28 protein-coding genes, 1 tRNA gene and 2 pseudogenes are annotated in these 17496 nt (G+C 36.9%); 6 read left to right on the top strand and 25 right to left on the bottom strand.

All coding sequences use genetic code 11. The features are described from left to right. Positions 1-46: 46 nt before the first annotated feature. Positions 47-301, top strand: coding sequence for an Hsp20/alpha crystallin family protein (locus CVPH_RS10030; RefSeq protein WP_225879771.1), 255 nt, complete (start codon positions 47-49; stop codon positions 299-301). On the opposite strand, the gene queE is transcribed toward CVPH_RS10030, so the two are convergent. Together queE and uvrB are read right to left on the bottom strand one after the other, a co-directional pair. Next, on the bottom strand, positions 302-943 hold the full coding sequence (gene queE, locus CVPH_RS02635; RefSeq protein WP_201341953.1) for a 7-carboxy-7-deazaguanine synthase QueE: 642 nt from the start codon (positions 941-943) through the stop codon (positions 302-304). Further along, on the bottom strand, positions 940-2934 hold the full coding sequence (uvrB, locus tag CVPH_RS02630; protein ID WP_201342406.1) for an excinuclease ABC subunit UvrB: 1995 nt from the start codon (positions 2932-2934) through the stop codon (positions 940-942). The genes queE and uvrB overlap by 4 nt, the downstream gene beginning before the upstream one ends. Before the next feature lie 72 nt (positions 2935-3006). Here uvrB and CVPH_RS02625 point away from each other — a divergent pair, with 72 nt between their 5' ends. Next, positions 3007-4182, top strand: coding sequence for a pyridoxal phosphate-dependent aminotransferase (locus CVPH_RS02625; RefSeq protein WP_201341952.1), 1176 nt, complete (start codon positions 3007-3009; stop codon positions 4180-4182). 722 nt (positions 4183-4904) lie between these two features. On the opposite strand, the gene CVPH_RS02620 is transcribed toward CVPH_RS02625, so the two are convergent. From CVPH_RS02620 to CVPH_RS02550, 16 genes and pseudogenes are all read right to left on the bottom strand, one after another. After that, positions 4905-5651 (bottom strand): tyrosine-type recombinase/integrase, encoded by a 747-nt coding sequence (locus CVPH_RS02620; RefSeq protein WP_201341951.1) that lies wholly within the window; start codon positions 5649-5651, stop codon positions 4905-4907. Then, on the bottom strand, positions 5611-5922 hold the full coding sequence (locus CVPH_RS11160; protein WP_201341950.1) for a site-specific integrase: 312 nt from the start codon (positions 5920-5922) through the stop codon (positions 5611-5613). The genes CVPH_RS02620 and CVPH_RS11160 overlap by 41 nt, the downstream gene beginning before the upstream one ends. A 444-nt stretch (positions 5923-6366) precedes the next feature. Continuing rightward, positions 6367-6498 (bottom strand): annotated as a pseudogene (locus CVPH_RS10685) (DNA cytosine methyltransferase); the annotation flags it as partial. A gap of 12 nt (positions 6499-6510) precedes the next feature. Then, complete coding sequence (locus CVPH_RS10680; protein ID WP_281064664.1) at positions 6511-6825, bottom strand: hypothetical protein; 315 nt, start codon at positions 6823-6825, stop codon at positions 6511-6513. Beyond that, positions 6797-7102 carry a hypothetical protein gene (locus CVPH_RS11155; RefSeq protein WP_201341949.1) on the bottom strand — a complete coding sequence of 102 codons (306 nt, stop codon included), beginning with the start codon at positions 7100-7102 and terminating at the stop codon, positions 6797-6799. Before CVPH_RS11155 ends, CVPH_RS10680 begins: the two co-directional genes overlap by 29 nt. A 135-nt stretch (positions 7103-7237) precedes the next feature. Beyond that, a pseudogene (locus tag CVPH_RS11150) lies at positions 7238-7396 on the bottom strand (DNA cytosine methyltransferase); the annotation flags it as partial. A gap of 215 nt (positions 7397-7611) precedes the next feature. After that, positions 7612-8004, bottom strand: a complete 393-nt coding sequence (locus CVPH_RS02595; protein WP_201341948.1) for a hypothetical protein — start codon at positions 8002-8004, stop codon at positions 7612-7614. Between the two features lie 83 nt (positions 8005-8087). Continuing rightward, positions 8088-8546 (bottom strand): hypothetical protein, encoded by a 459-nt coding sequence (locus tag CVPH_RS02590; RefSeq protein ID WP_225879770.1) that lies wholly within the window; start codon positions 8544-8546, stop codon positions 8088-8090. Between the two features lie 65 nt (positions 8547-8611). Further along, on the bottom strand, positions 8612-9034 hold the full coding sequence (locus tag CVPH_RS02585; protein ID WP_201341946.1) for a hypothetical protein: 423 nt from the start codon (positions 9032-9034) through the stop codon (positions 8612-8614). Next, on the bottom strand, positions 9000-9140 hold the full coding sequence (locus CVPH_RS02580; protein WP_201341945.1) for a hypothetical protein: 141 nt from the start codon (positions 9138-9140) through the stop codon (positions 9000-9002). The genes CVPH_RS02585 and CVPH_RS02580 overlap by 35 nt, the downstream gene beginning before the upstream one ends. A 197-nt stretch (positions 9141-9337) precedes the next feature. Further along, positions 9338-9520 (bottom strand): hypothetical protein, encoded by a 183-nt coding sequence (locus CVPH_RS02575; protein ID WP_201341944.1) that lies wholly within the window; start codon positions 9518-9520, stop codon positions 9338-9340. Then, complete coding sequence (locus CVPH_RS02570; protein ID WP_201341943.1) at positions 9484-9993, bottom strand: CHC2 zinc finger domain-containing protein; 510 nt, start codon at positions 9991-9993, stop codon at positions 9484-9486. The genes CVPH_RS02575 and CVPH_RS02570 overlap by 37 nt, the downstream gene beginning before the upstream one ends. A gap of 119 nt (positions 9994-10112) precedes the next feature. Continuing rightward, positions 10113-10277 carry a hypothetical protein gene (locus CVPH_RS02565; RefSeq protein ID WP_201341942.1) on the bottom strand — a complete coding sequence of 55 codons (165 nt, stop codon included), beginning with the start codon at positions 10275-10277 and terminating at the stop codon, positions 10113-10115. A 200-nt stretch (positions 10278-10477) separates the two neighbouring features. Continuing rightward, the gene (locus CVPH_RS02560; protein WP_201341941.1) at positions 10478-10618 is read right to left on the bottom strand and encodes a hypothetical protein; all 141 of its coding nucleotides are present in this window, start codon (positions 10616-10618) and stop codon (positions 10478-10480) included. Then, complete coding sequence (locus tag CVPH_RS02555; protein ID WP_201341940.1) at positions 10611-10766, bottom strand: hypothetical protein; 156 nt, start codon at positions 10764-10766, stop codon at positions 10611-10613. Before CVPH_RS02555 ends, CVPH_RS02560 begins: the two co-directional genes overlap by 8 nt. A 156-nt stretch (positions 10767-10922) precedes the next feature. Then, positions 10923-11189 carry a hypothetical protein gene (locus CVPH_RS02550; RefSeq protein ID WP_201341939.1) on the bottom strand — a complete coding sequence of 89 codons (267 nt, stop codon included), beginning with the start codon at positions 11187-11189 and terminating at the stop codon, positions 10923-10925. 89 nt (positions 11190-11278) lie between these two features. Between CVPH_RS02550 and CVPH_RS02545 the strand changes: the two genes are divergently transcribed. From CVPH_RS02545 to CVPH_RS02525, 4 genes are all read left to right on the top strand, one after another. Continuing rightward, positions 11279-11419, top strand: coding sequence for a recombinase family protein (locus CVPH_RS02545; protein ID WP_201341938.1), 141 nt, complete (start codon positions 11279-11281; stop codon positions 11417-11419). A gap of 72 nt (positions 11420-11491) precedes the next feature. Continuing rightward, positions 11492-11734, top strand: a complete 243-nt coding sequence (locus CVPH_RS02535; RefSeq protein ID WP_225879769.1) for a hypothetical protein — start codon at positions 11492-11494, stop codon at positions 11732-11734. A gap of 94 nt (positions 11735-11828) precedes the next feature. Further along, positions 11829-12128: a recombinase family protein gene (locus CVPH_RS02530; RefSeq protein WP_245396178.1), complete on the top strand. Its 300-nt coding sequence runs from the start codon at positions 11829-11831 to the stop codon at positions 12126-12128. A gap of 36 nt (positions 12129-12164) precedes the next feature. After that, positions 12165-12503 (top strand): hypothetical protein, encoded by a 339-nt coding sequence (locus CVPH_RS02525; RefSeq protein ID WP_201341935.1) that lies wholly within the window; start codon positions 12165-12167, stop codon positions 12501-12503. Between the two features lie 63 nt (positions 12504-12566). Here the strand turns inward: CVPH_RS02525 and CVPH_RS02520 are convergent. The 7 genes from CVPH_RS02520 to CVPH_RS02490 form a co-directional block, all read right to left on the bottom strand. After that, positions 12567-12642: transfer RNA gene (locus tag CVPH_RS02520), tRNA-Asn, on the bottom strand. A gap of 626 nt (positions 12643-13268) precedes the next feature. Beyond that, a complete protein-coding gene (locus tag CVPH_RS10015; protein WP_225879768.1) occupies positions 13269-13433 on the bottom strand; it encodes a hypothetical protein in 165 nt (54 codons plus the stop codon). Positions 13434-13696: 263 nt separating this feature from the next. Continuing rightward, on the bottom strand, positions 13697-14221 hold the full coding sequence (locus tag CVPH_RS02510; RefSeq protein ID WP_201341515.1) for a hypothetical protein: 525 nt from the start codon (positions 14219-14221) through the stop codon (positions 13697-13699). A 339-nt stretch (positions 14222-14560) separates the two neighbouring features. After that, positions 14561-15088 carry a hypothetical protein gene (locus CVPH_RS02505; protein WP_201341934.1) on the bottom strand — a complete coding sequence of 176 codons (528 nt, stop codon included), beginning with the start codon at positions 15086-15088 and terminating at the stop codon, positions 14561-14563. Positions 15089-15198: 110 nt separating this feature from the next. Further along, the gene (gene icd / locus CVPH_RS02500) at positions 15199-16449 is read right to left on the bottom strand and encodes an NADP-dependent isocitrate dehydrogenase (RefSeq protein WP_201341933.1); all 1251 of its coding nucleotides are present in this window, start codon (positions 16447-16449) and stop codon (positions 15199-15201) included. 134 nt (positions 16450-16583) lie between these two features. Beyond that, positions 16584-16871 carry a hypothetical protein gene (locus CVPH_RS02495; RefSeq protein ID WP_201341932.1) on the bottom strand — a complete coding sequence of 96 codons (288 nt, stop codon included), beginning with the start codon at positions 16869-16871 and terminating at the stop codon, positions 16584-16586. A 67-nt stretch (positions 16872-16938) separates the two neighbouring features. After that, complete coding sequence (locus tag CVPH_RS02490; RefSeq protein ID WP_201341931.1) at positions 16939-17181, bottom strand: hypothetical protein; 243 nt, start codon at positions 17179-17181, stop codon at positions 16939-16941. Positions 17182-17496 lie beyond the last annotated feature (315 nt).

Raw genomic sequence — 17496 nt, 5'->3', positions numbered from 1 at the left:
TATTTTTATAATCAAACAAACAGCTACATTATTCAAATAAAAGTTAGTGGACTTTAGCAAAGAAAACCTTGATATTTCTACCAACAATGGCAGTATTTTTATCAAAGGGCGTGTTAAAAAAATTCAAAACACCGCTCATAGTTCAAGCACTTCATCTGGCAGTTTTTCCCAAAAATTCACTCTACCACATGATGTTGATACTGATAATATTAATACAAGCTTTAGCAGCAATATCTTAAGTGTTTCTATTCCAAAGCTTGAAGAAACAAAACCTCAGATACGAAAAAACATTATTCAATAATTATTTGCCTTTTTCATCACCCCAAAGCAATTTATGCAATTGTAGTTGCATTCGTACATTCAGTTGTTGATCTAAAATCCAATCTGCCAATTGCGTTGGTGTAATATCGCCAAATACGGGTGAGAATAATACGCCTGCAGTGGTGGGGTACTGGCTTAAAATAGCTACACTCCAATCAAAATCAGCACGTGACCCGATGACAAATTTAAGTTGGTCTTTGGTGGTTAATTTTTTAATATTCGCGTATTTATTTTGTTCGGATTCGCCAGAACTTGGGGTTTTAATATCCATAACTATTGATACTAAAACATTAACATCTTGTATGTTAATACTACCGCTGGTCTCTAAAGACACTTGATAATTGTTTTTAACCAATTCATCCAGTAATAAATAGCAGTTTTTTTGTGCTAGAGGCTCACCACCCGTCACACAAACATAAGAGGTGTCGTATTGTTTTATTTTACTAAAAATTACATTAATTGCCATTAAATTATTACCCTTAAATGCATATTCAGTATCGCAATATGTACATCTAAGTGGGCAGCCTGTTAAACGAATAAACACACTAGGCAAGCCAACTTCACGTGCTTCTCCTTGAAGGGAATAGAATATTTCATTAATGTTTAATTGAGCGCTAATCATAATGCTTTTTTAAATTGAGTATCCTTGAGTTGTTTAATCTGATTACGCATATCTGCCGCATGTTCAAACGCTAAATCGCTAGCAAAACTATACATTTGCTTTTCTAGCACTTTAATTTCTTTTGCTAATTGTACTGGTGAAAGTTGAGTAAACACTTTCTGAACGCCATTCTCTTTTTTCTGGCTACTGGTTAAATCCGTATCAAGGATATTGATAATAGGTTTGGCAATACCTTTGGGTGTGATGTTGTTCTTTAGATTATAGTCCTGCTGCTTAACCCGACGTCTTTTGGTTTCATCCATCGCCTTTTGCATCGATTTGGTTATGCGGGCAGCGTATAAAATTACGTGCCCATTTATATTTCTAGCCGCTCGCCCCATGGTTTGAATCAGCGAGCGTTCAGAGCGTAAAAACCCTTCTTTATCTGCATCTAAAATAGCCACCAAAGACACTTCGGGAATATCCAAGCCTTCACGTAATAGGTTGATACCAACAAGCACATCAAATACGCCTAAGCGCAAATCACGAATAATTTCCACCCTTTCAACCGTATCAATATCAGAATGCAAGTAACGAACTTTAACATGATGGTCGTTTAGATAATCACTTAACCGCTCACTCATTTTTTTAGTCAAAGTTGTCACCAATACACGCTCATTCACTTTAACACGCATTCGTATCTCACTAAGTAGATCATCCACCTGCGTATCCACAGGACGAATGTCAATCTCAGGGTCTAATAATCCTGTTGGTCTTACTACTTGTTCAGCAATCACACTAGAAACTTCCAACTCATATTGTGCAGGCGTGGCAGATACCAAAATACACTGATGGACTCTGTCTTCAAATTCTGAAAATCTAAGCGGTCGATTATCCAAAGCACTTGGTAAGCGAAAACCAAACTCAACAAGCGTTTTTTTACGCGCCCTATCACCTTTATACATGCCACCAATTTGGCTAACAGTCACATGTGATTCATCTAAAATTACCAATGCATTATCTGGCAAATAATCCAACAATGTTGAGGGTGGCTCGCCAGGATTTTGACTGGATAAATAGCGTGAGTAATTCTCAATACCTGTGCAATACCCTAACTCGCGCATCATTTCAATATCCATGTGTACGCGTTGTGTTAAGCGTTGTTCTTCAACCAATTTATTAACAGATAGTAACTCACTTCTACGATCTTTTAGCTCCACTTTAATATCATCCAACATGTTCAAAATTTTAGATTTTGGGGTAACGTAGTGCGTTTGTGGATAAATGGTAATTTTTTGTAAAGATTTTAGTTTTTCCCCTGTTAAAGGGTCAAACCAATAAAGTTGTTCAATTTCTTCATCAAACATTTCAATGCGTATGGCTTGCTCTTCAGAATCAGCAGGGAAAATATCAATCACTTCACCCTTAACTCGAAAATGGCCACGCATCAAAGTAATATCATTGCGCGAGTATTGCATCTGTGACAAGCGTGAAAGTATCTCGCGCTGATTAATAATTTCCCCAATACTCAAATGTAGCAACATGGCCATATAACTTTCAGGATTTCCCAAGCCATAAATAGCAGACACACTGGCAATAATAATCACATCATCACGCTCTAATAGTGCCTTGGTAGCAGATAGACGCATTTGCTCGATTTGTTCATTAATAGAAGAATCTTTTTCAATATAAGTATCAGAAGCAGGTACATAAGCTTCTGGCTGATAATAGTCATAATAAGAAACAAAATATTCCACTGAATTGTGTGGAAAAAACTCTTTCATCTCACTATATAATTGTGCTGCTAATGTTTTATTGGGCGCCATAATCAAACTGGAGCGCTCGGTCTGTTGAATAACATTAGCCAGTGTAAAGGTTTTACCCGATCCAGTTACGCCAAGCAAGGTTTGAAACTTAGCACCAGCATTCACGCCATCAACTAAAGTTTTAATCGCTTCTGGCTGATCACCACTAGGGGAAAATTTCGATATCAGTTGAAATCTATTGTCCACACGCAAGATTTTTTCATTAACATAAACATAAACATAAACACTCAATTTTAATCTATTTTCTTATTAATAATCATGTCAGCATATCTTTCCGATAGAGTTCAAAAAGTTAAACCTTCAGCCACGCTTGCAGTCACTGCAAAAGCCAATGAATTAAAATCTCAAGGTGTTCAAATTGTATCCATGGGTTCAGGCGAGCCAGACTTTGATACACCTGAAAATATTCAAAAAGCAGCCATACAAGCAATTAAAAATGGTCAAACTCGCTACACAGCAGTAGATGGTACGCCTATATTAAAACAAGCGATTATTGATAAATTTAAACAAGAAAACAACTTAACTTACACCAGTGCTGAGGTGATGGTTTCATCAGGTGGCAAACAAGTGTTTTATAATCTGTGCCAAGCCGTACTCAATCAAGGCGATGAAGTGATTATTCCCGCACCTTTTTGGGTAAGTTATCCAGATATGGCTCTTTTAGCTGATGCAACACCAGTCATTATTGAAACAGGATTAGAACAAAGTTTTAAAATTACACCAGAGCAACTAAAGGAAAATATTACCATTAATACTAAATTATTTGTTATTAACAGTCCCTCTAACCCTACAGGTGCCGTTTATTCTCAAGCCGAGTTGCAAGCACTGGCAAATATATTAAAAAAACACCCAAAAATATTAATCATTACCGATGACATTTACGAGCATATTCGTTGGGGTAATGATGACTTTATTAATATTGTTATGGCTGATAAAACATTGAAAGACCGCACTATTATTCTTAACGGCGTCTCCAAAGCTTATGCGATGACTGGTTGGCGCATTGGCTATGGTGCAGGTCCAGAAAAAATTATTAAAGCCATGAAAAAAATCCAAGGTCAGTCCACCTCCAGCCCTTGCTCAATTTCTCAAGCTGCTGCTTTAGAAGCTTTAAATGGTGATCAAAGCATTATCAACACAATGGTTCGCGCTTTTGAGAAAAGACATGACTTTATTGTTGACGCATTAAATGCAATTGATGGCGTTGAATGTCCTAAATCACAAGGCGCCTTTTATGCCTTCCCAAGAGTTAAAGGATTAATTAGTCGCCTTGGTTTAAAAAACGATATTGAACTCTCTACTTACTGTCTAGAAGTGTTAAACATTGCATTAGTCCCAGGTTCAGCCTTTGGTGCACCAGACTATGTGCGTTTTTCGTTTGCCGCAAGTATGGACAACATAAAGCAAGCCATTGAAAAACTCAGCAAGGTCTAAAAATATTAGTATTCAAAAAAAATCCTACCATATAGATAGGATTTTTTTTATATTAATAGCTCCCTGAGCTGTTCTTACTACGAACCATTGTTTTTTATATCCCCCTAACACACTTAAAAACAAAAGACTCAGAAACGCCAATATTTTCACACTTCAAGATTTGGTAAATACCAACAGCGGACTTTCCGTCTTGTAGAAGGGCTTTTATTATTTTTTTTACTCTTAAATAATTAATTTTTTTTATTGGTGGCAGTCTAATCTGGGCATCTGTATATTTATTTAACACCTTAACTGTTTCAATAAAATTCTGAACCCCTATTTTTTAGCAACCTCAAGCCAAGGAAATGTTGTTCCATTTTTTTGCAAATCCAAAATTGTAATTTTTTTACAGATATCTGGGTACCCAGATACACACACAGGCACATACAAATCTTTATGCCAAACCCCGCCCTATTGTTAACCATAAACTTTTGAGTATTTGTTAAGTTTCATTTCGCATTTAAAAATAAATCAATAAAGATAAACCGCATTATAGCAACGTTCTTTTTATTTTCACTTCGTATTTTGAATAGAAAGCGAAACACCATTGTTTTGTTTTTGTTCGTCTATATTAGTAGTATCTAGTATATACTCACTCACCTGAAATTACCCTATATAACAACATATCAAAATTAAGTCTGGTTACCGTAATATAAGTTCCGTAAACTGATTGAGAGAAAAAATCAAACAAAGCCTGAAAGATTGCTGACTGGTGTGTGTATTTTAGCCAACAGATTCCCTTTATCAACACTTGCAGCCAACGATCGCATGGCTAATTTAACATAAATCTGAGTAGTTTTAGGGTCAGCAGGCCCCATTAATGACTGCAAAGATAGAACATCAACGCCACTTTCAATCATTTCCGTGCCGAACAAATACCTCATCGCATGAGGGTGTAACTGATCCTCTGGTAACCCCGCATCTTTACCGTGCTTTTTCAACATTAAAACTAGCGCCTGGCCTGTCATCCGTCTAACATCACCACGATAGTCGCATGCTAGCATTGATGAGTTTTTGATTGATGGAAACAGTACTCGAGCACCATTATCTAACACTCTGTCGATTGCTTGCAACTCACTATGACCTAAATATGCACGCAACATCATACTCGCGTTAATATGAACTGGAACCAAGCGCTCCTTGGCACCCTTCTCTTTTAATTTAACAACTAGCCTGTCATTGTTATTATCCTTAACCCAAATTAAATCTTCCTCGTTCAGCGCAACAATACCACTGACACGAGCACCAGTGCCAGTGCCAGTGCCAGTGCCAATCAATAGTGAAATAATAGCCGCATCTCTCAAGCCTTTGAATGTGCTTAAATCCGGTGTCATTAATAGCTTTTCTGCTGTTGATAAAGTAGCTACGACTGGCAAACGTAGCCCGGTGCTAGGGTATTCTAAATCGGTAGCTGAGTTTTTTAGTGCCATTTTGATAAAGAAAAGCAAAGAAGCCCCGGACAGCTGCAACCAAAGTCCTTCGTGATCGAGGTGACATTCCTTCGGAATGCGAGTATTGTCCGGTGAACTTTCTAAACACCACAATATCAACATCAAATATTGTTTTATTATTGGTCTTTAAAAAAGTAAAAAATCTATCTAAATACACTTTATATTTCACTATTGTAGCTACAGATCTTCCTTGGTTAAATTGCTTCCAATTTAAAAATTCCTCTGCAAATTGGCGTTCACGTATGCTCATAAAATAAAAAAACAGTGTATGGGCTGGGGGGGGTAGGTTACAAAGGTAACAATGCCCTACAGACGTTATTATAACAGCGTTTTAACATTACCCCACAAAGGTAATTAAAAGTAATGAAAAATCTAAGTTATTAATTTATCACATAATTTATTTTTAGTTGAACGTAATATTTATAAGTAATAATATTACTTGCTTATTACCTATTTATTACCTTTTTCTTATTTCTAATACTACTTTAAACAAAGGGGTATAGACGAATATTAATCAAAAGTTACCTTTATAACCTACCCCCCAGCCCATACACTGTTTTTTAAAACACCCAACAAACCAGGTGGACTAATACTTGATTTGTCTTTATAAAGTGTTAGTTTAGGAAGGGTGCCGCTAGATATTATGTCTAGTATTCAGATTTATATGTTTACAAACATATAAAGGTTAATCTGTTCAAATAGTGTATTTTTTGAACAGTTGTAAGAATATCGCAGCTACAACATTAACAGTAACAGCATTACCGCAACATTTATAACGTTGCGAGTCGCTAATGAGTTCACCCTCAGTACCAAACTTGGTCCAGTCATCAGGAAACCCCTACAGGCACTCACACTCGACAGGCATCAACTTACGAATACACTTATTGATTAACACGCCGTGCTTATCTTGCGCGGTGAGTGTAAAATTTGGCTCGCCATTTTCTTTAAAGCGTCTGCCATTTTGACGCTTATTTAATCTATCAGGTGTTAGTGCTAGCACAGCATAAAGACCAGTCTTAGCGCTGCCACTGCCACCCAGTGCTGATTGAGTTGTGGCCAAGCCTGTCGGGCAATAAACACGATTACCTTGAGAGCTACCAATCAGCTGCACCATGTGATTAGCACTACCTGCTGAGTATGCCAGAACCACCATTCTTTTTATCAAAATTCTTATCACGCAAGCCACGCTCCGCATTAAAACACACCACTTTTAGCTCAACAAATTTATTAAGGGCAGGCGCTAGCCCGAATGGCTCATATACACGATCCTGGTAATAAGGCTGTGTACCGTTGTTACTTTTTAAATTAGTTTGATTTAGCTGAATTACCTTTAACCCCTCACCCTTGTTTGTTGTTAGTATTGGACATAGTCCATTAGCACTGAATACGTTTCCATTTGCACCGTTACCACTTGGGTTGATATTTCCCAAACGATTTATTTTCGAGAATTGAGCTTCAACAACATACGCCCCTGGTCTTGCTCCATCAGCCGGTCTTGCGATGATTATGGATGATATATCTTCTTATCTTGATAGGCTAGCAGTTTTGTTGTCGCCGTCTCTGAAAGGAAATATTTGTCTGGCACCTTGTCCATCAGTTCTAAGATGTCCAACAATGAACACCCGTTCTCTGTTTTGTGGCACGCCGAAATCTTTGCTGTTAAGCGTTTGCTATTCGACAAAGTACCCCAGCTCATCAAGCGTTGTGTTAATGGTTTTGAATGTTGTTATCAGTTGAAAAACAAGGTATTTCAGACTCTAAAGACATGCCTTTAGAGTTTGGCTTAATTGTTAAAACTATTCTATATATCATTATTTCTCCCCTTCAAAAACCCAGCAATGTAAAACCTTGTTTGCAATTTTTGAATTTACCTTTTTATTGCAATGAACTTATGGCGCTTACTGTCACGCAGATTTCGTTACAGCACAACAATATCTATTTACTGTCCGTGCTTATTAGCAAAGTCTGTAAAGTAGTTGAGATTGATTGCAATCTTCTCTTTAGAGTCAAAATGATTAAGATTAGACCTGACAAATTCGACCATACTGTCAGAATTAATAACATCCTCGTTGTAGCTTTCGTAAAAATCCCAAAACTGCTGAGCAACCAAAGTGTCTGAGCTACAATCACGCTGACGCTTAACTGCGCGTTCAACAATAAAACTGCCCCAGTTTTTTAACACCTCGTCACTCAGTTGTGGCACGATTAATTGAAAAGCTTTTCCAAACGCCATAACTTGAGCATAGGTCTCAGCAATACGCACTTCATTAATTGTCTCTTTGCGTAGTAAATAATCACGGTAAGTAATGTACTTATCTTGATAAACTTGCATAATTTCACCCTCGTGAGCCAAAGCATCATGCAAAAAGTGCACACACTGTTCGGTGGTGTATGCTTTTAATCGATTAGCGGCGGCTAGGTCTCGTTATTAAAATGAACCTTACTTGCTGTGCATTTAACGATCCGGCTGATAATTTGTGGTGCACCTTCAACAGCAGCATTTTTAGAAATCACAATAGTGCCTAAAAATGGGTCGTTGTCAGTTTCAATACCATTATTCTTAATAACTCTGCCGTAGGGGCTTTGCCCTCTGAATAAGGTTTTGATTTGATCCATAGAGAACCGCTTGCGATGATTATTTTCATCACGATCGCCCTCAAGCATTACCGCCGGTATATTAGATGCTTGCATCATGGTACGTGCCAATGCCACAAAGCCCATTTTCTCTGGATCTTCACCTTCATAGTTATCACGGCCAGTTAATCGCCACAAAAACTCAATAATTGTAGATTTTCCCGCCCCTGCAACACCGGTATATTCCCAAAAAGGAATAGTGCCATGACAACTTCTAACTTGTTGTGCAAACAAACTCATAAGCCAAAAAGATAAGCCTGTTAGTGCATTATTACCACTCGCTAGATAGAGATCATCAAACCAATTTATTCGTTCACCTTTGGGGCTAGGGATGTGCCATCCGCTAAAAACTGTTTTAACAGCCTGATTGCCAATTTGCACATAGTCGTGCTTATTGGTTTTGAACATCTTGCCATTTTTTTTAATATTTGTTTCATTTCTTTACTTCCCTCATCGAATGTTGACTGTCCTGGATTTCTTAGCAAAGCATTGTGAAATGCATTAGCATAGCCAATCCTTTGAGCGCTAAATTCTATTTTGATTTTATTTTTAATGCCTTGCATACCAACATTGAAATAATAAGAGCGAGTTTTATCAACACTGTCAATTTGCGTATAAAGCAAGTCTGCAGTAACGCTAGAAATACGAGCACTCTTGATAAAAATAGTGATTAGATTAACCGCCTCAAAGTATTCACCATGGGTTAGCTTGATTAAGCGAATCATCATCACCAGCAATAGCCTTATCGTCAATAATGCACTTATAATAGCAATGCTTAAACGCCACAACCTCAAAAGTACTCAGCCATCTTTGCTTAACACGAGCCTCAACCACACCCCATGCATAACGCTCTTAAACCGTATTAGCAACAAGCTTTTGTCCGTGAAAATAAACATCACGCATCAGCTCGTCATTAAGCACTTCTTGTTTGTACAAATCATTCCAGTCAACCTCATTAAATGGATAATAAACCTCAAATCACTGACCCATTTCAGCTAGTAATTTAGCCCACTTAATCGAGGCGTATTTACCTACACTACCATAATCAAGTGCCAAATGATATCTTTATTTTGGTATTGATCAATGAACTTGGCGGAAAAATTACCCGTACTCATCGCATTAATCGCTTTTACTTTGAGTACAGCGATTAATGCAATTGCATCAAAAATACCCTCGGCTATATAAACCCTATCACCCTTAAGAATAGTTTGCATTGGCGGCTACCACGCCATGCCTTTGTAAGTAGCGCCTTTCTGAAAATGCGCCTTATGGCTAAATTTGTGTGCATCAATAATGCGCTCCCAATAAGTATTACCAAACTTAAAACGCACGTGACACTATGACCATTGCCACGTCCATAAGCCTCTTGCGTATACCAGTCATCCGGCACATCAAGTTTGCGCACTTCATTAAGATACATTTTTGCCGCCACTTTGGGCTCGTTCCCAGCAGTTCTAGTGATGTTTGACTCCGTTGATATACCAACCTTACCACCCAAAAACTTCATCGATTCAATAAAATTTAAACCTTGGCTTAAACCAACAAACTGCACCACATCACCACTTTCAGAATATTTAAAACAATTAAAGTAGTCGTCCTTGACGCTAAACGACATATCACCCTCACAAAAAGGGCACTTTCCACGTCGTGCTTTTAAGCACGACTCCAAAATCTTTAACCAGATCACTAAGACTGTTAGCAGTTTTGATTTGATCAATACGCTCGGCGTTCATATTTTTATCCTAAAGTTAAAATACGCCCTAAGCATGCCTGAAAGCAGATATACAATCACCATCCCAAACAGCTTTAACCCCAAGCAGTACTAACAAGCCAAGTTACTTGTATTAAAAAGGTCATAAATACCGATTTAATAACATGCTGAGCCATGATAATACGCACATTCAAATGCTTAAAAAATACCAAAGCGGATTGCGAGGTGGACATTAAAACCACAAGATCAATCTTGCTCATATTCACCTCTCATCCTTGTAATGATTTTATTAAGCTCGGTATAGTCACGCTCGAACAGTGCGACTAGTGCCGCGTGCTGCTAACCTATTAATTGATTAGCAATACAAAAATCATTAATAGCACTAACAGCATCTTCGTTTTTAGGCACAAAAGTCTGCTCTATAAGTATCTGAATGTAATGAATAGCCTTGTTTAAATCCTCAAACCCATTTTTTATCTTTATAACGTAGCAGATAACGCAGCATGCTAAATTCAGCAGCGTTAATATGATTATTAAGCGCCCAGATAATTGGTTGAATCTTGTACTTTTGATAATGCTGTCCACCCACTTGATTACCCATGCTCTATGCCTCCATTTAATAATTTACTTTGCCAAAGCATTGCCTCTTTAGCGCTACCAAAACCAATTGCCAGCACCTGCGAATTTTTGCCTTTTTCAGTAAAAGATACCGTCCACTCGCCAAAGCACAAGCTCACAACAAACTTCAATTTATTAGTGTTTTAACGCACTCCCTGCGATTTTTTAAAAAATCAAAACCCAAACTATTGGCAATATGAATACTCATTCTTGCGCCTGCTTAGTTGAGTTAATCAATTTATAAACAAAATACCCTTTGCGCACATATTGTTTGATAATCCCAAATGTTAATTGGTCACTAGTTTTGTACGTTTCACCTGATGGCAGCGCATTACCTTTAGTGCCAGAAACAACACTAGTTTTGCAATTGCATCTTCACTTGAAGCTTTGACCTCTTTGCTACCACCACCAACATCAGGTGTGATTGCACTCATATCAAGCTTGACAACTGTGTCGCCAATGTTCTCGCTGAGCACCTTAGCGGTAGATTCAAATGTGGTGTAGAAGTTGTCAAGTGCATCACCGCTGAATGTTTTTGCGGTTGTTTCAAACACAGTCTTGATTTTGGTTTGCACCGCTTCGAATAGCAATGCATAAAGTGCAATATTATTGATGCACTTCAACTAAGTAATTTAAAATTAAGATGATGAAATTATTAGCGGTGATCTATTGCAGAGTTTCTTCAGCTCGTCAGACTGAAGGTGAACTACCTATTCAAAGCCAGTTAGATGCTTGTCGCGCAAAGACAGACAAGCTAGGCATTGTGGTGCTTGATGAGTTTTAGATGAGGGTGTATCCGCAAAGAATGATAAACACCCCGCTTTTCAGCGTGCTATTACAATGTGCGAGGTAAGTGATGTTGATTTTTTTATCACATGGTCCACTTCAAGGTTTGCGCGCAATAAACTTGATGCGGCGCTTGTACAACAAAGCAAGGCTTAAAAAATGTGGCACTAGGATAGTTTACGTAACAGTTGATATCAACCCTGAGAGTGACGAGGGTTTTATTTTAGATTCTGTATCTGAGATGATGGATGAGCTTTATTCTCGACAGGTTAGTAAAGACACTAAAAGGTCGCTTTTATTAACAACGCCATGAAAGGTAATCGCAACGGTGGTCGTCCGCCATTTGGTTATGATTTGGTGCCCAATCCAAACGATGAGAAACGACGAATGTTATTGAGTCAATAGTGGTGCGAAATTTTTTTGATTATCAAACCAAAGACTTGATTAGGGTTAAGTCAATCGCATTATTGCTTAATGAAATTGGCTTAACCAATAGGGGTAAAAAATGGGCTAAAAGCACGGTATTATACCTGCTTGAAACTGAAACTGCAACTGGTATAGGAAAAAAACGCTACAAGTATTATATTTGTAGTTCTCAAAAATCTGGAAAAAGGAGTAAGCATTTTGATAGAATTCCAGCTGATAAGTTTGACGAATGGATGATGAAAAATATTTCTAAAAGCATTTTTAACAAAAAAAACAATTAGCGAGATTGCAAAAAAACTAAACTAAAAATTCAGAATTTGGATAAAGACATCGCATTTGAAAGTAAAAATTTTAATAATCAAATTTTAAAACTAAAACAAAAAGTGGAAAATCTTTGGCGTGCAATTGAGTCTGTAAATTTACTAGATAATAAAAAATATTTTTTAAGAATTCATCAAAAAGACGATCAAATTGATGTTTTAGAAATAGAGTTTGCAAAAATTAGAACACCTAAAGAGTTGCCGGATTTAAGCAAGGTATCGCCAGAGATGATCACTAAATTCATGACAAAAATGTTGCAAGAAGCTCATATTTCAAAAAAAGAGGGTTTTTATCAATATTTATTGACAAAATTAGAATATCTGGTGACACTGTAAAAAGTGTCATATTATCCAGACAAAATCACTTTGGCGTGCTCGGCGGTTCATAGTGAGTACAATTGGCTCCTCGAGCTGGGCTCGAACCAGCGACAAATGGATTAACAGTCCATTGCTCTACCAACTGAGCTATCGAGGAATGAAGGTAAAATTATAATGATATATGCATGTTAAAGCAATCTAAAAATCAGTTATTTTTATAGTTTTTTTAAATTAGTATGGTGGCACTAAAAAGTTATTGCTAGGGGTGTAAACCTAAGCACCCCTTTTGCCATAATTTTCAAATTGACCTTTGTAATAAGTATTTGTATTGTTCTTAGTGTAGCCATTTATGCGCCTCATAATGCGTTTTCTTAACTCGCCTGCATATTATGCATTCGCTCTAGCATAACCCTTATTATCACTTGAATTCTTATTCTTATAATAAAAACCCCAATCAGAGTCAGAATCAGAATCATTCACAAAGTCATTTACACGGTTAAGCGGCGTCCAAGAGTTGACTAAGCCGTTACTGCTACCGTTCCAATGCGTCTAAGAAGTGGCATTTACAACAGTTGAAACCAATAAAACTAAACTCAAAAATATTCTTATCATTGTTTTTTTATACTCATATCTTTAGATATGCCAAAAACTACACTATAACGCATTATACGCCTTTTTTGAATTAAACAAAAAAGGCACAATTGCCCCTTTAATTAATCATGATGAATAATTATTTTATCGCAGATATTGAAACTGGAGAAACATAATATTACTCTCTAAAACCTAGCATAGCATTAGATTTTTCATCCTCATAACCTTTGGCATAAACATTGGTCTTTCTGAAGCATTAGAAATATTTTTAGTAGAATTTTTATTGTTGTAATAAAAATCCCAATCAGAATCATTATTCATATCGTTACTATTTGAAAATGGGTTCATATTAGACATGCCATTAATTGTTACCGCCTGAAAAAGAACCTTAGTTAGCTGATACTGAAGTTGCTACGACTACTGTCGCAATTACCAATGTTTGTATTAATTATTTTCATAATTATGTAAAGATCTCATAAAAAAATAAAATCTAAAAAATATAGCTATATTTTAATTAGCACTACCAAAAATTTATTCAAGCGCAAAAAAACCACCCCAAAGGGTGGTCTTTATTTAACCTTAAACTACTAGATTAACCCAGCAGTCAATTGGCCAAGTCTTTACTTAGCAATCACTTGATCACGACTGTCAACTGATGCATTAGCTTTAGCATCTGCATAACCTTTAGCATAAGCGTCAGCTTGTGCTTTAGCGAATGCATCAGCCTGGCCTTTGGCATAAGCATCAGCGACACCTTTAGCATTAGCATCAGCAGTACCTGCATATTGACCATCAACAGTTGCATTAGAAATGTTCTTAGTTTTGTTCTTGTTGTTGTAATGGAAGCCCCAGTCAGAATCGTTGTTCATGTCGTTGTTGTTTGAAAAAGGACCCCAGTTGTTAGCGCCGTTGAAAGGACCCATATTTGAACCGCCGTTGAAAGGACCCATGTTGTTGCCACCATTAAAAGGACCCCAGTTAGAACCGCCATTCATTGGGCCAAAGTTAGAACCGCCGTCAAAAGGACCCCAATTATTAGCACCGTTACCATAGCCATAACCGTTGTTGTTTGAACCATTGTTAAAGAAACCAGCTGATGCTGATGTAGCCGCTACTAAAGTAGCAATCGCAATTATTTTTTTCATATTAATCTCCAAATTTAAAAGTATTAACGCTCTTATTGTTAAGCGGGTTTTAGGTATCAGACTTTGTGGTCTTGATGGGGGTATTATATGGTAAATATATTAGAAGTCAATGATATTATAATATAAATTAATAATGAAGCCATAAAAACTCCTCATAACTCCTTCTATTAAAAACATTTTACTAAAATAAAAATTAAATCAAGTGTGAAAAAAAGATAAACCTTAGACAAAAAATATTCAAAATTTAGCTAATATTTAATCATTAACCCATATGGTAAGTGTAGTAGAGACAAAAAAAGCCACCTTTAGGGTGGCTTTAATTTAACGCTGTCTAAAATGTTATTGACTTCTACTGTCAGCATTTCCTGCAGACTTTCCATCTGCATAACCTTTAGCATAAGCATCAGCTTGGCCTTTAGCAAAACCATCAGCCGCGCCTTTAACATAAGCATCAGCTTGCGCTTTAGCATTTGCAGAAACTACGCCAGTGGCATTGCCATCTACTGAAGCATTAGATGTGTTTTTAGTGGTGTTTTTATTATTATAATGAAAACCCCAATCTGAATCATTGTTCATATTGTTATTGTTTGACATTGGGCCCCAATTCTGAGCACCATTAAATGGACCCCAGTTAGAACCACCATTCATTGGACCCATGTTGTTACCACCTGAGAAAGGACCCCAGTTAGAACCACCATTCATTGGACCAAAGTTAGAGCCACTATCAAACGGACCCCAGTTAGAACCACCATTACCAGTACCCCAGCCATTGTTATTATTGCCATAACCGTTGTTGTTCCAAAATGCTGATGCAGATGATGTAGCTACGACTGTAGCAATTGCCACTAGTTTTATTACGTTTTTCATTTTATCTCCTAATTAAAATTATGTAGTATAAGTAAGAAAAATTAATATCTACCTGAACGAATAATACACAACTAGGAAATAGAGTGCAACACTATTAGTAGACAATAATTTTATAATATAGAATCAATGATTGCATCGCCAAACTCAGAACATGACAATAATGTCGCATCATCCATCAGTCTTTCTAAATCATAGGTGACAGTTTTATTTTGAATAACATTAGACATCGCCTCTAAAATCATATCAGCCGCCTCAAGCCAACCCATGTGCCTAAGCATCATTTCTGCTGAAAGGATGATTGAACCTGGATTAACTTTATTAAGTCCTGCATACTTTGGCGCTGTACCGTGTGTTGCTTCAAATACGGCTGTTGTATCTGAAAGATTCGCACCTGGCGCAATACCAATACCGCCCACTTGGGCAGCCAATGCGTCCGAAATATAATCACCATTTAAGTTAAGCGTAGCAATAACCGAATACTCTTCGGGACGCAAAAGAATTTGTTGCAAAAAAGCATCTGCAATGACATCTTTGACCGTAATTATTGTCCCTGTATTTGGATTTTTAAATAATTTCCACGGCCCATCATCAACGATAGTTGCACCAAATTCATCACTTGCCAACTGATAGCCCCAATCTCTAAACCCACCTTCGGTGAATTTCATAATATTACCTTTATGTACTAAGGTTACTGAATCTTTATCGTTATCAATGGCATATTGAATGGCTGCACGTACCAAACGATTTGTACCTTCTTTTGATACTGGCTTAATACCAATTCCTGAAGTGTCGGGAAAACGAATTTTTGTCGTGCCCATTTCATTTTGTAAAAAATCAATGATTTTTTTTACCTCAGCAGTACCCTCCTGATATTCTATGCCTGCATAAATATCTTCAGAATTTTCTCTAAAAATAACCATATCAATCTTTTCAGGCGCTTTGACTGGCGAAGGCGTGCCTTCAAAATACTTAACTGGACGCTGGCAAATAAACAAATCCAACGTTTGGCGAATAGCCACATTCAAAGAACGCATACCGCCGCCTACTGGCGTGGTTAATGGGCCTTTAATAGACACTGAAAACTCTTCTATGGCATCCAAGGTTTCTTGTGGTAAATATTCGCCATAAATATCATTTGCCCTCTCACCTGCATAAACATCCATCCATTGAATTGCTTTTGAACCATTGTAGGCTTTAGCAACAATAGCATCAATCACTTTTTTCATCACTGGCGACACATCTGCACCGATACCATCCCCTTCAATATAAGTAATAATTGGATAATTTGGTACTTTGATAACACCCTTTTCAAAGCTAATTTTTTCACCCTTTTTGGGTACTTGAATGTGTTGATAACTCATACTTTAGTTTGCAGTTGAAAACTGCATTATTTTAGCATCTTCCCCATTTGAATAGTATTTTTCTCGCTTGGAAATTTATTCAAATCCAAGTTCTTGATACAACTGAAAAGCCTTAAAATTACCCTCTAGAAGCTCTAAATAACTGATTTATTTAATTGTTTTAGAGCCTCAATTAACGCAGTTGCCACACTTTGGTTTTTAAAATCATGGTATGTTGTAATGCGAAATATTTCAACCATATTAGTCGTTTGATACACCACAAAGCCAACAATTTGATTAGCAATTATTGCAATTTTTATTAAATCTAGACGATTAAATAAAGATGACTTCCAATGATAATTTTTATCACTCAATTGATCCAGTTGATAAAGCACGCTAAAATCATCAGCATTAGCCTTTCTAAAAGAAATATTGGTAATCATTTACAACCCAAATGGGGTAAACTTCCACACCACTCTGTTCGGCATAAATTGCGTTAATATAAGGATATTAACGCAGATAATTAACCACCTTAATGTAACGTGTTGACGAGACTTGCTTTGCAAACAAAATCACCACTTCGCCATTTTTTCTAACATGATACGAAGTCAGTTCGCTTAAATCTCTATCAAACAAAGTATCTGATACTACATCTGAAGCATTATTTTGCAAAACAAACCCTTGTTCGGTTAAATCTTGGTTAGAACAACCAATCATTAATAATACCAATATTATCCACGCAACTTGTTTCATAATTTTTTACAATCTATTACTTAATTTAACTGGTACATTGTTTGATGGTTTGCCGAACGCTTTTATTCAGTTCTCTTTGCCAGACATTTCGCGAAAATAAACCTCGCCAACTTTGAATTTAGACAAGCTTAGAGAAGCCAAAAAACTTCTATAATCATCTAGTAGATTATAAGGCCCGTGTGTGCCATTTATAGCATTCCATTTATCGCCAGCACCATAATATAGAGTTTATTATTATAATCAAAAGCAGCAACCCAATGATTGGGTCTGCCTGATACATTTTCAATAAACACACATCTTGTGCTATATTTTAGA

Origin of the sequence: Abyssogena phaseoliformis symbiont OG214, assembly GCF_016592595.1 — a bacterium.
Classification (GTDB): Bacteria; Pseudomonadota; Gammaproteobacteria; order PS1; family Pseudothioglobaceae; genus Ruthia.
Note: the sequence above shows the minus strand (reverse complement) of the source record. Positions and strands in the feature narration are given on the sequence as shown.

What these genes read in the sequence shown, in the direction of transcription:
- queE (WP_201341953.1), bottom strand. Translation starts at nt 943, where the DNA reads ATGATTAGCGCTCAATTAAACATTAATGAAATATTCTATTCCCTTCAA.
- CVPH_RS02625 (WP_201341952.1), top strand. Translation starts at nt 3,007, where the DNA reads ATGTCAGCATATCTTTCCGATAGAGTTCAAAAAGTTAAACCTTCAGCC.
- CVPH_RS02620 (WP_201341951.1), bottom strand. Translation starts at nt 5,651, where the DNA reads ATGGCACTAAAAAACTCAGCTACCGATTTAGAATACCCTAGCACCGGG.
- CVPH_RS11160 (WP_201341950.1), bottom strand. Translation starts at nt 5,922, where the DNA reads ATGAGCATACGTGAACGCCAATTTGCAGAGGAATTTTTAAATTGGAAG.
- CVPH_RS10680 (WP_281064664.1), bottom strand. Translation starts at nt 6,825, where the DNA reads ATGGTGGTTCTGGCATACTCAGCAGGTAGTGCTAATCACATGGTGCAG.
- CVPH_RS02595 (WP_201341948.1), bottom strand. Translation starts at nt 8,004, where the DNA reads ATGCAAGTTTATCAAGATAAGTACATTACTTACCGTGATTATTTACTA.
- CVPH_RS02590 (WP_225879770.1), bottom strand. Translation starts at nt 8,546, where the DNA reads ATGAGTTTGTTTGCACAACAAGTTAGAAGTTGTCATGGCACTATTCCT.
- CVPH_RS02585 (WP_201341946.1), bottom strand. Translation starts at nt 9,034, where the DNA reads ATGATGATTCGCTTAATCAAGCTAACCCATGGTGAATACTTTGAGGCG.
- CVPH_RS02575 (WP_201341944.1), bottom strand. Translation starts at nt 9,520, where the DNA reads ATGCAAACTATTCTTAAGGGTGATAGGGTTTATATAGCCGAGGGTATT.
- CVPH_RS02565 (WP_201341942.1), bottom strand. Translation starts at nt 10,277, where the DNA reads ATGAGCAAGATTGATCTTGTGGTTTTAATGTCCACCTCGCAATCCGCT.
- CVPH_RS02560 (WP_201341941.1), bottom strand. Translation starts at nt 10,618, where the DNA reads ATGGGTAATCAAGTGGGTGGACAGCATTATCAAAAGTACAAGATTCAA.
- CVPH_RS02545 (WP_201341938.1), top strand. Translation starts at nt 11,279, where the DNA reads ATGATGAAATTATTAGCGGTGATCTATTGCAGAGTTTCTTCAGCTCGT.
- CVPH_RS02535 (WP_225879769.1), top strand. Translation starts at nt 11,492, where the DNA reads ATGTTGATTTTTTTATCACATGGTCCACTTCAAGGTTTGCGCGCAATA.
- CVPH_RS10015 (WP_225879768.1), bottom strand. Translation starts at nt 13,433, where the DNA reads ATGTCTAATATGAACCCATTTTCAAATAGTAACGATATGAATAATGAT.
- CVPH_RS02510 (WP_201341515.1), bottom strand. Translation starts at nt 14,221, where the DNA reads ATGAAAAAAATAATTGCGATTGCTACTTTAGTAGCGGCTACATCAGCA.
- CVPH_RS02505 (WP_201341934.1), bottom strand. Translation starts at nt 15,088, where the DNA reads ATGAAAAACGTAATAAAACTAGTGGCAATTGCTACAGTCGTAGCTACA.
- icd (WP_201341933.1), bottom strand. Translation starts at nt 16,449, where the DNA reads ATGAGTTATCAACACATTCAAGTACCCAAAAAGGGTGAAAAAATTAGC.
- CVPH_RS02495 (WP_201341932.1), bottom strand. Translation starts at nt 16,871, where the DNA reads ATGATTACCAATATTTCTTTTAGAAAGGCTAATGCTGATGATTTTAGC.
- CVPH_RS02490 (WP_201341931.1), bottom strand. Translation starts at nt 17,181, where the DNA reads ATGAAACAAGTTGCGTGGATAATATTGGTATTATTAATGATTGGTTGT.